At 45.0% G+C, this 14,399-nt stretch carries 12 protein-coding genes; 9 read left to right on the top strand and 3 right to left on the bottom strand.

All coding sequences use genetic code 11. The features are described 5' to 3' along the window. Nucleotides 1-36: 36 nt before the first annotated feature. Complete coding sequence (locus tag PRUTH_RS17095) at nt 37-924, bottom strand: LysR family transcriptional regulator (RefSeq protein ID WP_022945812.1); 888 nt, start codon at nt 922-924, stop codon at nt 37-39. A gap of 97 nt (nt 925-1,021) precedes the next feature. Between PRUTH_RS17095 and PRUTH_RS17090 the strand changes: the two genes are divergently transcribed. The 7 genes from PRUTH_RS17090 to PRUTH_RS17060 all read left to right on the top strand — a co-directional run bounded on the left by PRUTH_RS17090 (nt 1,022) and on the right by PRUTH_RS17060 (nt 9,434). Further along, complete coding sequence (locus tag PRUTH_RS17090) at nt 1,022-2,590, top strand: NADH-quinone oxidoreductase subunit L (protein ID WP_151174000.1); 1,569 nt, start codon at nt 1,022-1,024, stop codon at nt 2,588-2,590. Next, on the top strand, nt 2,590-4,995 hold the full coding sequence (locus tag PRUTH_RS17085) for a YbcC family protein (RefSeq protein WP_151173999.1): 2,406 nt from the start codon (nt 2,590-2,592) through the stop codon (nt 4,993-4,995). The genes PRUTH_RS17090 and PRUTH_RS17085 overlap by 1 nt, the downstream gene beginning before the upstream one ends. Nucleotides 4,996-5,414: 419 nt before the next feature. Then, nucleotides 5,415-5,912: a zinc-ribbon domain containing protein gene (locus PRUTH_RS17080; protein WP_151173998.1), complete on the top strand. Its 498-nt coding sequence runs from the start codon at nt 5,415-5,417 to the stop codon at nt 5,910-5,912. A 136-nt stretch (nt 5,913-6,048) separates the two neighbouring features. Continuing rightward, entirely contained in the window at nt 6,049-6,942 is an 894-nt protein-coding gene (locus PRUTH_RS17075; protein WP_238319644.1) for an acyl-CoA desaturase, read from the top strand. 247 nt (nt 6,943-7,189) lie between these two features. Continuing rightward, nucleotides 7,190-7,645 carry an energy transducer TonB gene (locus PRUTH_RS17070; RefSeq protein ID WP_151173996.1) on the top strand — a complete coding sequence of 152 codons (456 nt, stop codon included), beginning with the start codon at nt 7,190-7,192 and terminating at the stop codon, nt 7,643-7,645. A gap of 107 nt (nt 7,646-7,752) precedes the next feature. Next, on the top strand, nt 7,753-8,358 hold the full coding sequence (locus tag PRUTH_RS17065) for a hypothetical protein (protein ID WP_151173995.1): 606 nt from the start codon (nt 7,753-7,755) through the stop codon (nt 8,356-8,358). A 164-nt stretch (nt 8,359-8,522) separates the two neighbouring features. Then, nucleotides 8,523-9,434 (top strand): hypothetical protein, encoded by a 912-nt coding sequence (locus PRUTH_RS17060; protein ID WP_151173994.1) that lies wholly within the window; start codon nt 8,523-8,525, stop codon nt 9,432-9,434. Here the strand turns inward: PRUTH_RS17060 and PRUTH_RS17055 are convergent. Beyond that, nucleotides 9,431-10,539 (bottom strand): IS3 family transposase gene (locus PRUTH_RS17055; protein WP_151172498.1). Its coding sequence is split into 2 segments (ribosomal slippage): nt 9,431-10,290 and nt 10,290-10,539, totalling 1,110 coding nucleotides; the frame shifts between segments, so codons are not numbered across the junction. The genes PRUTH_RS17060 and PRUTH_RS17055 overlap by 4 nt on opposite strands. A 249-nt stretch (nt 10,540-10,788) precedes the next feature. Between PRUTH_RS17055 and PRUTH_RS17050 the strand changes: the two genes are divergently transcribed. Beyond that, the gene (locus PRUTH_RS17050; RefSeq protein WP_151173993.1) at nt 10,789-11,268 is read left to right on the top strand and encodes a hypothetical protein; all 480 of its coding nucleotides are present in this window, start codon (nt 10,789-10,791) and stop codon (nt 11,266-11,268) included. A gap of 203 nt (nt 11,269-11,471) precedes the next feature. On the opposite strand, the gene PRUTH_RS17045 is transcribed toward PRUTH_RS17050, so the two are convergent. Continuing rightward, nucleotides 11,472-11,930 carry a lysozyme inhibitor LprI family protein gene (locus PRUTH_RS17045; RefSeq protein WP_151173992.1) on the bottom strand — a complete coding sequence of 153 codons (459 nt, stop codon included), beginning with the start codon at nt 11,928-11,930 and terminating at the stop codon, nt 11,472-11,474. Between the two features lie 269 nt (nt 11,931-12,199). Between PRUTH_RS17045 and PRUTH_RS17040 the strand changes: the two genes are divergently transcribed. Beyond that, complete coding sequence (locus PRUTH_RS17040) at nt 12,200-14,389, top strand: DUF5916 domain-containing protein (RefSeq protein ID WP_151173991.1); 2,190 nt, start codon at nt 12,200-12,202, stop codon at nt 14,387-14,389. Nucleotides 14,390-14,399 lie beyond the last annotated feature (10 nt).

The following is a 14,399-nucleotide window of genomic DNA, read 5'->3' as shown; positions in this document are numbered from 1 at the left end:
AAGAGATCATCGCGGTTATAGCGGCGGTCGGGGTCGTTAGGGGATCACCGCAACCTGCTCAAATAGCTGAGCGAGGGCATCGGGCATAAATTTGCGCTGTGCGGTGATGGCGTAAAAGTGCTCGTAAGCATCCGGCAGGCTTTGATACTGACACAATATGCCTTGCTCTATTTCATCTTTTACCACCACCGGTGGTAGCACCGCCAGCGCACCGCTGTCCCGTGCCAATAGCCGAAGCATCGCCATATCATTTGCTTGTGCTTTAATATCGGGTTTGTACTGCCATCGTGCGCACAAGGCGTTAAAAGAGTCACGAATTTCTGAGTTTTCGCTCGGCACCACCCACTGCACCTGCTCGTACCCCAAGGGAAAATCACTGTCTATTTTAGTACTCGGCGGCCCGACTATCGCCAAGGCTTGACGGGATAGCAACCGGCTCTGCCAGAGATCGTCTTGATGGTTTGGGCTGATGGCGCGATTGGTTAGCACCACATCCAGTTCATGATCAATCAAACCATTGAGCAATCCCTCCATGCGCCGCGCAGTCAAAGAAAAGCTCACATCTTGATGATTCAGTAGTGGGGTAATAAAGCCCTCGATAAAGTTCCGCGATAAGGTGTTAAGCACACCAATCGACAAATGCTGTTTCTCTTGCTGTACTCCTTTTAATAAAAACGACGAGAGCTCTTCACCTTTATTAAATATATCATCGGCATAGGCCAATACCCGCTTACCCATATCGGTTAACACAAGGTTGCGACCTTGGCGAGCGAACAACTTAATTGCCATTGATTGTTCGAGCTGCTTAATTTGTACCGATAACGCTGATTGCGATACGTGCAACTCCTGCGCTGCTTGGGTTAGGTTTCCCAAACGAGCGACACGCCAGAAGTAATACAGGTGATGATAGTTGAGTCGATTCATTATACTTATACAAAACAGAACGGTTCGTTAAATTATATATATTTTTTTTACTTTTGCATCTTTGCCATACTAGCTGCACTCAACCAAGGAGCCATCGATGAGTGACATGTTAATTTCTGTTTTACTGGCCTTTATTCCTGTGAGCTTGGCGCTAAGTTCTTGGTATATAGGGACGCAGAAGCGTGCCAACAATGGCAACGGAGCGTTTCGCCTTATCTCTCTACTTGGCTTAATTTTCGCCGCCACAGCGGTGCTTTACAGCCAATTTGATGCCACTCCCCTTAGCGTATTAACACTGTCCCCAGCGCGCTTAATCGTCCTTGGTCTTATCCTTTTCATGAGTTTGATATTAATAAAGTTTTGCCGCAATTACATGGCCGGTGAGCAGCGAATCAACTTATTTTGGCGACGCTTAATCGCTACCTTAAGTGCGGTCTCCTTAGTGGTAATTAGTAACCACCTTGTGCTGTTTTGGCTGGGCTGGGTGGCCATTAGCCTCGCCCTCCACAGATTGCTGATGTTCTATCCTGACAGACCGCGTGCGGTGATGGCTGCCCATAAAAAGTTTATTGTCGCACGCTGCGCAGAAACCTCGCTGTTAGTGGCCTTTGCTCTGCTTTATTGGCATCACGATAGCTTGTTAATCAATGAAATTACCGCTTCTTATGTTAACAACACGGTGCCATTGACACTTACCGAACACTGCGCTGGGTTTTTTATTGCCCTAGCGGCCTTGATTAAGTGTGCACAGCTACCCATTCATGGTTGGCTAATGCAAGTAGTTGAAGCTCCGACCCCGGTTAGTGCGCTTTTACACGCTGGGGTTATCAACCTAGGCGGCTTTTTGTTAATCATCTTCGCGCCCCTATTTATGCAAGCCACCGTGGGACAATGGTTAGTGCTTATCGTTGCCGGACTCACCACAGTGATCAGCGCCCTTGTGATGACCACTCGGGTAAGCGTGAAAGTACGTTTGGCGTGGTCCACCAGTGCACAAATGGGGTTAATGCTGGTTGAATGCGCATTAGGGCTGTTTGAGCTCGCCCTGCTGCACCTTGTGACCCACTCAGCCTACAAAGCACACGCATTTTTAAATTCAGGCAGCGCCGTGCAAGAAGATATCGCTCGGCGGCTGTCACCAGGGCGCTCACCCAATGGCAAAGACTGGCTTGCCAGTGGCGTGTTCTCCTGCATTGCCGTAGCTTTGGTATACCATTTTAGCGGTTACTACGGCGCCATCAGTGTATGGGCCTTGGTTGCCCTCGCCTTGAGTGTGCTTATTGCTACTCGTCGTGGGCTTATCACCAACGGCCACTTTGTCACCATGGCACTGTTAGCTTTGGCTCTGGCCAGCTGTTATGCAGCCCTTAAATCGCTATTTGCGGTTGCTGTGCCCGCAAGTAACTGGCGAGAGGCCCCCTTGAGTGCTGCCGATCTTTGGACCTTATTACTGATTGTCAGTCTGATGTGTTGCAGTTATGTTTTACGCTATCAAAACCATAAACCTAGAGTGCAAGCACTCTCGGCTATCTTGTTCGCAGGTTTGTACTTAGATGAATGGCTGACTCGACTCACTCTGAGAATATGGCCTACGCGCTTGCCTACCCGGCAAAATGCTAAAACAGCCTCACACTCGTCCGCCAGTTCAGCTAAGGAGAACTTTTAATGAGCGCTCAGCAACCCTCGCCTTCACCGCTATTTAGCTTGAGCACCACGCAGCAACAAGCTATTACTCAAGCGTGCCAATACATAGCGCCGAACTGGCCGTTAGATCAGATGATAGCGGTTAATCCGTTTTGGGAAATGCGCGGCCTTGCCATTGAAGATGTGGCTGCCCGGCTGGCAACCTTGGCCAATGTCGACTTGCTCATGCCTCGTGCGTATTATCGCCAGCGCTGGGCTGATGGCGACATCACCGATGCGCATTTGGCCATGGCCAACAGTCAACTAGGCTATGACTTCACCCCCGAGCAACTACACAGTGCTTTGGAAATCGCGCTGCCACAACAGCATTGGCACAATATCGCCGATTTACTAGACGCCCACCGCCCGGCCCACAAAATGGCGTGGCGGGATGAAATAATCCATCAGATCAGTCAGTTTTGCGCCGCCCATTACCAGAAATTAAGGCCAATGCTGTACCGTGACGATGTCTCGTCAATGCCAGACTTATACCAACACTGGCTCAGTGTTATTCGTGCTGACAAAGGCATCAGTATCGTCATGGATGAAGCTGGTTTGCATGAATATTTTCAGCAACTACCGGAAACGGCTGATGAGCTATTATCGCAAAGCCTGCGCTTATTAGAGCTTGATGATGACATGCTTGAGCCCTATGCCCATGCCTTATTGCTCGATATGAACGGCTGGGCCTCATGGGTGGCCTACATTCGCTGGCAAGGCCGGCTCTATCAACAACCGCAAGACGACATGCTACAACTGCTGGCGATCCGCATGGCTTGGGATGTGGTCATTTGGCGCTATTTAAAAGCGCAACACACTAGCACATTCGCGGTGTTACATGAGCAATGGCAATGTGAAAAACAGCACCTTCCTGAGCGAACACAAGCGTTTAAAGCAGCGCAAAAACCTTTGTGGGTGTGGGCCAAAGCGTTAGAGGTCAATTATCAGCAAAACTTGCATGCCACACTCAAAGCAGCAGAGCCTGCTCCCCCTAGCGAAAGTGCGCTACAGGCTGTGTTTTGTATTGATGTGCGCTCAGAAGTGATGCGCCGTGCCTTAGAGGCACAAAGTGAGCACATTCATACCTTTGGTTTTGCTGGCTTTTTTGGCTTGCCGCTAGAGTATCAACCGGCGGACAGCGCGCTCAAACGCCCACAACTTCCGGGGCTGCTTAAACCTGTTATCAAAGTAAGTGAAGCGCAGGCGCCTAAAGGTGCAAAACGCAAACGCCACTTCAGTGCTCATTGGCAAGGCTGGTCAAAGGCGGCGCCGTCGTCATTTTCGATGGTGGAATCCGCAGGCTGGATGTACGCCCTGAAAATGCTGAAAAACTCATTTAAACGAGCCAAAAAAGCCGCACACAATGAGCACATTGAGTGGCAACTGCATAAGGACGACCATAACCTAAGCTTAGCGCAGCAAGCTGAGTTCGCCTACGGCGTACTCAAAGCCATGGGCATACAACGGTATGCGCCCAAGGTGTTATTAGTGGGTCACGGCAGCCACACCACTAATAACCTTCACGCTGCCGGCCTTGAGTGCGGCGCCTGTGGCGGACAAAGTGGCGAGGTGAATGTGCGTGTGTTAGCGCAATTATTGAATGACGAAAAAGTACGTGAACAGGTGGCAAGCAAAGGAATCACTATTCCTAGCGTTACCGAGTTTGTTGCCGCGCTGCATAGCACCACCACCGACCATATTCAGATTTTTGATAGCGAGTTGGACAAGCAAAGCCGTCAGTGGCTCGATAACGCCACAAATACAGCTCAGCGCGAACGGTTGGTCAATATTGCCCCTGAGCTTAAAGAGCACAGCGATAAAGACATCGACAAAGCCTATTTAAACCGCGCCGGCGACTGGTCGCAAGTGCGCCCGGAATGGGGGCTGGCAAATAATGCCGCCTTTATCGTCGCACCGCGTAGCTGGACACGCAATGCAAACCTGCAAGGGCGTAGCTTTTTGCACGACTACCACTGGCAACATGATGAAGCCTTTCGCACTTTAGAGCTTATTATGACCGCGCCAATGATAGTAACCAATTGGATCAACAGCCAATATACCGCATCGGTCACCGATAACTACAAATACGGCAGTGGCAATAAGGTATTGCACAATGCGGTAGGCGGTAACATAGGGATCTTTGAGGGTAACGGCGGCGACTTACGTATTGGCCTGGCGATGCAATCTATCCACAATGGCGAACGCTGGATGCACGAGCCACTGCGTTTGAGCGTGTACATCGCCGCGCCACGAAAGCCTATTGAGTCTATTTATGCGCGCCACGAAAGCGTTAAAAGCCTGGTTGATAACCGTTGGCTCAACTTAATGCGCTGGGACGACGATGGCCAGATTGAACGCTTTTGTGACGGCGCGTGGCAAACCTGCTAAGCATACACGCTGTTGTGCCATGAGTGCATAACAGCCAAAAGCAAGAATAGCTGCGCTACTTGGCTTTTCGGAGTCGCTCAGTGGTGATGCGCACCAGCATGTAAATTTGGAATAAGTGAAGTTGTCCACTAAGGTCAAAATGAGGCTCGTTATACAGAACAGCTTTTGGCTCGAATAAGTAGAAAATCAGGCTAAAGCACTGAAAATATTAAAGTTACTATTTTACATACCGTGCCATTGTTAGGCTCGGATATCTCAATGCTCGTTTCCCACCACCCTATTCTATTTAGACATTACCAATCTACTCTGGTAACTTTATGAATTTATGGACAAATATTAAGTGTGCAACTAAGTGTTTATTATTTAAGTTTCTGGCTTAACCCGAAATGCACGCTAATACACTGTTAGCTTGTAAAAGTATGAGCAAGAAACGGAAATCTAGATTCAAAGAATATGTAGATCACCCGAGGTACGGTGATAAGCCCATTTACTCAGGGGAAAAATTTACCCTCGAGGAGATATTGCGTGCTCATTGGAGATATTCTGAAGATTCCATATTTCCTGAAACGGCCATTAAAGCTGATATAGAGAAACAAAACTACTCTATCTATCCCAGACCGATATATGTAGATATTCAGAAAAAATGTGAATCGTGTGGTAAATGGTTCCTGTTCTTTGCTAAAGAGCAGAAATATTGGTACGAGTCATTAAGGTTTTATATCGATGCTGACTGTGTGAAGTGCGTTAATTGTCGTAAAAAAGAACAAGAAGTTAAGCATCTTATGAGTAAGTACGAGCAGTTGCTTACAAAGAGCGAAAGATCAGAAGCTCAAACTAAGGATCTAAAAAACATAGCACTAGAGCTTTTCCAGCTAGGTTATATTAGAAACAAGAATAAAGTAGATAAAATAAGCTAACAAATTGGTCAACATGACGCCTGGCGGCGCATGTCACCAAGGCGTTAACTGTATCTGGGAAGTTATGCGAAATACTGAAAGAGTCAATTCAGAAAGATCGGAAAGCGCATTTGAGGGTGACGTAGTATGGAGCCCTTTGAAATCAATTTGGTTTCTTTCAAATCTATTCGCTGCGTTATGCATCGCTCCTTTCGTATTTTCATTTTCAGCTCTTATCGTATTTGTCTCGTTGACTGCTGTAACACTCTGCTTTGGACATTCCCTGGGAATGCATAGATTGCTAATTCACCGATCTTATGAATGTCCAAAATGGATGGAATATTTATTTGTCTACTTGGGTGTGCTAGTTGGTATGGCTGGGCCAATTGGAATGATGAAGCAGCACGACTTAAGAGATTGGGCGCAACGCCAGAAAAAATGCCATGATTTCTTATTGCATGGATCAAAAATAGTTAAAGATGGTTGGTGGCAGCTCAACTGTGACCTCAATTTGAAATATCCACCTGAGTTTACGATCGAAGATGAAGTGTCAAAGAATAGGTTCTACCTTTTTATTGAAAAATATTGGTTGCTTCAACAGTTAGTCTTCGCAATTCCTCTATATCTATTGGGTGGTTTACCGTGGCTAGTATGGGGTATTTCTGTACGGGTTGTCATCTCTGTCGGTGGTCATTGGCTTATTGGTTACTTTGCTCATAACCACGGGCAACGGACTTGGGCAGTCGAAGGTGCGGCTGTTCAGGGACACAATATTCGTATTGCCGGTTTTCTATCAATGGGTGAGGCGTGGCACAACAATCATCACGCATACCCCGGCTCAGCTATGCTTGGTTTATACAAAGATGAACCGGACCCAGGTTGGTGGGTATTAAACGCTCTTCATAATCTAGGGGTCGTTAAAAACATTAAGCTACCAAAGGAATTACCTCATCGTTCAGAGTTAGTCACAGAAGCTACAGACCTTGAGCGTCGAATAGAGCGTGTTCCTGAAGAGTGTAAAATTGCAAAATTCATCAGGAGAAACAGTTAACAAGCGGCTAGGACTTACCCATACTGCTGGGCATTAGCTAATGAATTTATATGATCGATAATCAACAGGCTGGACGCTAATTGACAGTAATAAGGTAACTCATTTTCCCGCACATCAGTGGTGAAGTTTTATCCAGTAAGCTTTTTAAAAAAGCACAAAATACTATTGACTTTACTCCTTCGTCGCTTATTCTGGCCAATCAAATTTTTTATTATTAACAGGACGTTAGTGCCATAAGGACTTAGCAATGAGAAAAACAGTTACATTATCAATTTTTAGCTTTTTTTTGATATCATGTGTCTCAACGACTCCCCCTACTTCTCCTAAAGAGCAAATTCAGTATATTGATTTGACCTCAGACGATAAAAAGGAATTAGTTAATGAGTATTGGATATTAGAAAAAAGACAAGACCCCAAATACCCAGTTGGTGCTGCTAAGGAAGGTCTATCTGGCTGCGTAGAGCTTGTTGTAGGCATCAAGGAAAACGGGAAAGCGGGAGGTTATAAAGTCAAAAAGTCATACCCTGAAGGGGTCTTTGACAAGCATGCAGCAGCAGCATTAAATAATTGGCAGTGGTCAGCTTCAGATAAAAATACTGATAAAGCGCCAGTACTAACTACAATCAAGTTGGACTTTATGGTCAATAATTCTAAAAATAAAGCTGAAGCACAGAAGCAATGTGGATTCCCGCATAAGCAATAACCCTAACCACCTTCTAGGATAAAATACAGTTGGCTTTGCTTCTTCGTGGCTTATACTAGCCAACTATATTTTCATTATTAACAGGACGTTATTTTTCAGGAGAATAAGTGGACTATTCAAGTTACTCCATCCCAGAATTACAAGAAAGTTTAAGCAACATTGATAAGCATGCCTACCCCGATAGATATCAAAAACTGCTTAATGAGTTGGAAGTAAGAAAAGAAGATGTAGAACAATACCAGCAAAACGAAGAAGACAAGTTCCATATCACAGTAAATAGCCGCTTAAACATTCTTGCTTGGCTTCAAATCATCACTTGCATCGGGTTTTTATATGTTGGTGTTGCTAGTTTATTTGAGCAGGTGACATTATTGAATGTCGCAATCCTCCTAGTGGCCTCAATACTCAATGGGTTAGCGGGTTATTTGCTGCTAAAGAGGAAAAAGTCAGGGTTTCATTTGTCTTTGTTCAACCAAGTTGCTCAGTTGCTGTCATTGAATTTGGGCTTCATCTATTACTCATATTCAGGCCTTGGATACCTAGCGGTTGTTTTACAAGATGGAATATCACTGAAAGCTTCATTATTTGACCCCTCACTTCATTTATTATGGGGGAGTCATTTAGGTTTTGGCGTTGGTTTAGACTTGGTTTCATTATTTTTTGTGGGTCTATTATGTAGCTGCAAAAATGAACAAGACGCCTGGAAAAAATAACAAACTCTAACGTTCACTCGTAAACTCACAGGAACAATTACCTACCGACCCGGTGCATAGCGCAAGTATCGCCAACGAGCGATTCCCCAAAAAGAAGCGTCGGTACATCATGTCAAATTTAACGCTGTCATTTAGCAGTTATTTCAAAAAGATAAGGATATATTGTGGTTAAAAATCATTCCCTTTCAATCATATTTTGTGCAGTACTAGCCGGTTGTGGTGGTTCAAGCGATAAAGCTGAACAACAAGAAACAGTAGACGAACCATTAGATAGTAAATTTTACGGAGTATGGTCAACTGGTCCGTTGGTTCACGTGGCTATTTCAAAAGACTCTATAACAACCTTTGCCTTAGATGAAGAGCGGGGTTGTTATGAATCTGGACTATTTCAGGTAAATAGCAGTACTGCATCATCATTAACTGCAACCGACATACAGTCAGGCGAACGAGCAACATCTAATTTTCAGTTACAAGGTTCGGATTTAATTATCGAAGAAGATGGATATATGCTCTCTTTTTCAAAAGCTAATTCCTTTAATCCGTACCCTGGGTGCGAAAATTTCTACGGTGTAGAAAATGTTGAGGTCAAGCTAGAACTTTCATATTTACCCTCTTATATAACGATTAACCGAAATGCCCAAAAATATGGGTATGTCGAATATGACTATGGAATTAATTTTGATATCAATAAAAATGGTGTGTTGGACTCTGGTGATATCTCTATAAACGTCAAGCACTACAAGGGAGCGGATGACTATACAGATAACCATGAAATTTCGATTGCTGAATTAGGGAGTAAAATTTGGACTCTCTTACCACAGCACCAGACAGATTCTATAACGTCCACCACTGATAGTAACGAAGATAATAATACTGTGCAGTTAACTCAAACAGGTAACAGCTTAATTTTAAATTTTGATACTAACCAAAGTTCCTTGCTGGCTCACATAAGTGAGGATACTCCTGTGCAGGTAAGTACATACCTTAGTTATCCACAACCTGAGCCCGAAGTGTTAGAAGGTTGGCAAGACGGACCTTGGAACTGGTCAAGTAAGATCTGTCCACTTCCCCGTTAATGACACAGTTCTAAATTAGAATCTTCCAGTTTTGCTCGGTAAGCAGCCGGTGGCAGGTTTCCGAGACTTTCATGGGTTCTTTCTTCGTTATAATCCAATCGCCAGAACCAAGCCATATCTCGCACTTGGCTGAGATTCTCAAACAAGTAGGCATCAAGAAACTCTCTGCGGAATGAACCGTTAAAGCGTTCAACAAAGCCATTTTGCTGCGGCTTGCCAGGCTGGATATACATCAGCTCAATGTGATTGGCCTCGCACCAATCAGTCAGGGTGGCCGATATTAACTCTGGGCCATTATCTACGCGCAGCTGATTCGGTAATCCGCGCTCAGCCTTAAGCTGCTCTAACACGCGTACGACACGGCTAGCGGGCAACGAGGTATCCACTTCAATTGCAAGGCACTCTCGCGTTCCTTCGTCCACCACATTTAACGTTCTGAATCGTTTACCGCAATACAATGTGTCATGCATAAAATCGAGCGCCCATTGGTGATTGGCTTGCTCCTGCACTTCTAAGGGCTGAACAATTCGCTTGGGTAGCACACGTTTCGTTCTTCGTTTTAGGTTCAGCCCCATCTGGCAATACACGCGATAAACGCGCTTATGGTTGAAGGGAAAGCCTTTGAAGCGCATTCGGCCAAAACACTTCCAGAAGCCTGCTCGTGGCGACTTCTCAAGCTCGGCATTGATAGCATCAATGACAGCAGCATCTGCTTTACGCCAGTCTCGTTCAGGGCGATAAAAGGTCGAACGGCCAATGCCAACAAACAGACAAGCCCTTACGATACTTAGCCCCGCACCAACCATTACGCTGACGCATTCTCGTTTATCCGCTGTCACCAACCCTTTTTTGCGAAAAGCTCCTTAATCGCATGATTTTCCAAACTAACATCTGCAAACATCTTTTTAAGCTTGGCATTTTCCTCTTCAAGCTCCTTCAACCGTTTGACGTCAGAGGCTTCCATCCCACCGTATTTGGACTTCCAGTTGTAATAGGTTGCACTACTGATACCGTGCTGACGGCACACTTCCTCAACCTTCCTACCCGCATCGACTTCTTTTAATACTGCGATGATCTGAGATTCTGTATAGCGTGATTTTTTCATAGTCGTCTCCTGCATTAATCATTACAGAAAACTCTAATTATGTCTGTCTCAGTTTATGGGAAGTGGACAGATCCATAGAGATTTCCTTCCAGAGCAAGGTTTTACTCAACCTAGCCTTTACCCTGAAATGGTCATTGATGATGCAACCACAGATTTAACCGAAGGAGAGTCCATGTGGGTCGACATTAAATCAGTTCAATTTAAATTTACAAAATAACTAACGAAAGTGTGAAGGCAAAGGAGCGAATAGTGAAATCTGTAACTTTCTTAATTGTTTCATCAATCATTTGCCTTCCCGCATTTGGAAAAAACCTCTGCGAATATGACGATAAAATAGTCTTTTCTTGTGAGGTAGGGACAAAAAACATTTCTGTGTGCTTAACCTCTACTGGCTCAGTTAAGTACCTTTTTGGAACTCGGGATAACATTGAACGCCAATTGAGTTCTCCTATTTTCAGTAGCGCGGCTTGCTCCGGAGGGGCTGTTAATAGGGTAAGGTTTAAAACCGGAAATACCAGTTACGTTGTTTATGATGTTATGTGTAACTCATATCGGATCAACGATACCCTCTGGAGCAAATCAGAATCCGCAGGAGTGATGGTGCTCAATGGGGATAAAGTCCAAGTTAAAACTGCTTGCACTGACTTTGATGATAGTTTGTTTGGCATTAATACGGCTCTATTGCCTAGGACTATTGAAAAAGAAGACTTTGACCATGAACTCCCATAGGTGCAAAGTTTAGGCTCCCTTTGGTAGAAGGGTATTAAGCTTGTGGAGAGTATTGGGTTACGATTCGCGCACTTGGGGAGCCGAAAAATGGCTTTACCAAACAGTTATTGCTACGCTCGGCTTTTATCGCCCTACTCACCTCACCCCTTATGACTCAGTGCTCGCAAGTATCTAAAATATCATCTGCTTTACAGTACCTGTGCTCAGAAGTTCTTTGTGTAATGCAACAATTGAAAAATACGATCTCTAACTATACTTGCCCGATAACCACCACGAGAAATCGCTGCGGAGCTACCAAAACTTTTACGGTTCCAAGTATTCTTAATAAACTCAAATTCCGCATCACGATACTTTACCCAGTTCAACTGCGCAGCCATCAACTCTGAACGTCTATTATCTGGTAATCTGGACGTCATTTCTTGCGCAGCTTTCTCAAGCTCTTCATTCAAAAAGTTCAAGTAATGGTTATAGGCAACAAGATAGTCACTTGTACTATTTTTAGGGTTTTCAATCGCTAACAAATAGCTAGCCTCGCGTTTTACAAATTCTCCAATTAAGTCTGGTGCATCCGGATTATCGATTGCATGTGCCTTTACAACCCCCATAGACAGCCAAAATGCCAGAACAAATTTATAAACTATTCCTTTTTTGGTTTTTATCACTTTGCATAAACTCCTTTACTGTAGCTTTACCATTGTGCCTATCTTGTGCTTCTCAAGCCACGGTTAACTTCCCTTGATATTGATACTCGGCTTTTAAAGCAATCTCTACTTTTTATAAAGCTTTCTGATAAAAATTATTTATATTCAGCCTGTTAGGCATTGCTTTATCACCTTTAATCACAACTTTGTCACTTAATTTCTCGTCTTTATCACTTTTATTTGCGCTCATTCGCGCATCATCCAGTGGTGTTTTACAACGAGAAAAAAAGATGAAAGACGCTCTAACCATTCAACGCTACTTTGTTAAGTTACTCATATTATTTATTTGCTTAATAGGTGCGCCAGTACAGGCAAAGTGGCAACAATTCACCCAAACCGATACGCCCATTCCCAACTTAAAAAATAAACCCAAAATCGATGGCAAATTCGCTGCGGGTGAGTGGCGAGATGCAAAACGCATAGAGGACTTTGTCGTTTTTCGCCCAAATATAGGCGAGCGCCCCGATTATCCGGTACAAGCTTATATCAGCTACGATAGCGAGTTCTTTTACGTAGCGGCGAAGATCAGCCAGCCTGAGCAAACTCTCACCGACAGGGTGCTCACTCAAGGTGAGTACATGTGGCATGAAGATTACTTCGGTTTGGTGTTAGATACCAACTTCGATAAATCTGATGCCTATCTTTTTCATGTCACCCCCTCCGGTGTAAAAGAAGACGGCCTAGTCGATGGCACCCGCTATATTGGCGAGTGGAAGACCCTTTGGTATGCCAAAACCAGTATTGAGGCACAAAGTTGGTATGTGGAAATTGCTATTCCCATGCAGTCCATCTCATTTGAAAAAGATGCCGAAAACTGGGGGCTACAGCTTCGCCATAGGGTTGCGAGCCCGAACACTCAGGTGTACTGGAACCTCAATAACCCCAGCAATTATGCCTGGCATACCAATCAATTGGCGCCCATTAGCGGTTTAACGGGCTTAGAGCAAGGGCTTGGAATTGAAGCAAAGCCGAGCTTGGCCTATAAACGTAACCAAAGTGAGAGCGACTTAGCGCCATCGTTGGACCTACTCTATAAACTGACCCCAAGTCTCTCGGGAATGTTAACCCTCAACACCGACTTTTCCGGCACAGAAGTGGACGAAGTGCCGCTTAATACCACGCGCTTTAGCCAGTATTTTACTGAAAAGCGCGATTTTTTCTTGCAGGATAGTCAGATCTTTCGCTTTGGCGGTATGGATGATAACTACGCGAACGGCATGGCGTTTTACTCCCGGCGCATCGGACAAGGTAAAGACTCGAACTTACTGGATATCAACTGGGGGACCAAGCTCACAGGGCAAATCGGCGACACTCGTTTAGGGATATTAAGCGTCAATCAAGATAGCGATACTTCGCGAGCACAACAAACGCAACTAAGTGTAGCGCGATTAACTCATCAAGTTGCCCCTGCGCATCAGCTTGGCGCCATTTTAACTCATGGCAGCCCAGATGATTCGGGGGATAGAACCCTAATAGGTGCCGATTACCGCTACCAAAGTACGCTGTTTAATGACTATCCTCTAGTTGCCCATGCCTTCTACCAGCAAGCGGAGCTGGCAGATAAAGTGCAGCCTAACGATGCTGATAAAGCATCATATGGCGCCTCGCTGAGGCTGCTAAACGACGCTTTTTATTTACGCGGGCGCTTTCAATATATAGGTAAAGACTTTAACCCTGCTTTGGGGTTTGTGAATCGCAGAGATTTACGCTACTACGAGAGCGTGAGTCATTATCGGATACGGCCGAAATCGGGTTGGTTAGCTCAGCATATTAATTATTATCAGTTCACTGGTTTTTATTATCTAAGGGAGAACACTGAGGGGCATCGCCAAGGGCAAAGCGTATTTATAAGGCCGCTTCAGGTTGAAACCAAAGGTGATAACTTCTTTTTTCTCAGTCACAACCGCTATCAAAAAGTACTCGAGCGACCATTTAACTTTACCGATAAATTGACCTTCACAGCCGGAGAGTATAACTACAGCCACAATGAGCTCTATTTTAGAACAGCGAACAGTAAACCTTTTTACGTCACCGCCAGACTCGCAAAAGGGATGTTTTACGATGCCGACTTTGAACGACTCAGCACCACCCTTAATTACCGCCCGAATAGGCATTTGTATTTGGAACTGAGCCGCGATATGTATTACTACGATACCGACACCGCCGCTGATAAGCTCTTCAACACTCAATTACGCGTGAATATCGCCTTTAACACTGAATGGTCGTGGAATAACCTGCTGCAGCATAACACCCAAGCTGACAGTTTTTCAGTTTTCAGTCGAGTGCGTTATGAGCCGTCGCCAGACGCCGTGTACTTGCTTAGCCTTAACCGGGGCTACGATTTGCAGCAGGGCTGGCACCAACGGGAGCAAGTGTTTGACGAAACCGCTATAAAAATGGCCTACACCTACAGATGGTAGCGCCACGAAG

Origin of the sequence: Pseudoalteromonas ruthenica (genome assembly GCF_008808095.1) — a bacterium.
Classification (GTDB): domain Bacteria; phylum Pseudomonadota; class Gammaproteobacteria; order Enterobacterales; family Alteromonadaceae; genus Pseudoalteromonas; species Pseudoalteromonas ruthenica.
The sequence above is the reverse complement of the archived record's forward strand: the minus strand, read 5'-3'. Positions and strand labels throughout refer to the sequence as shown.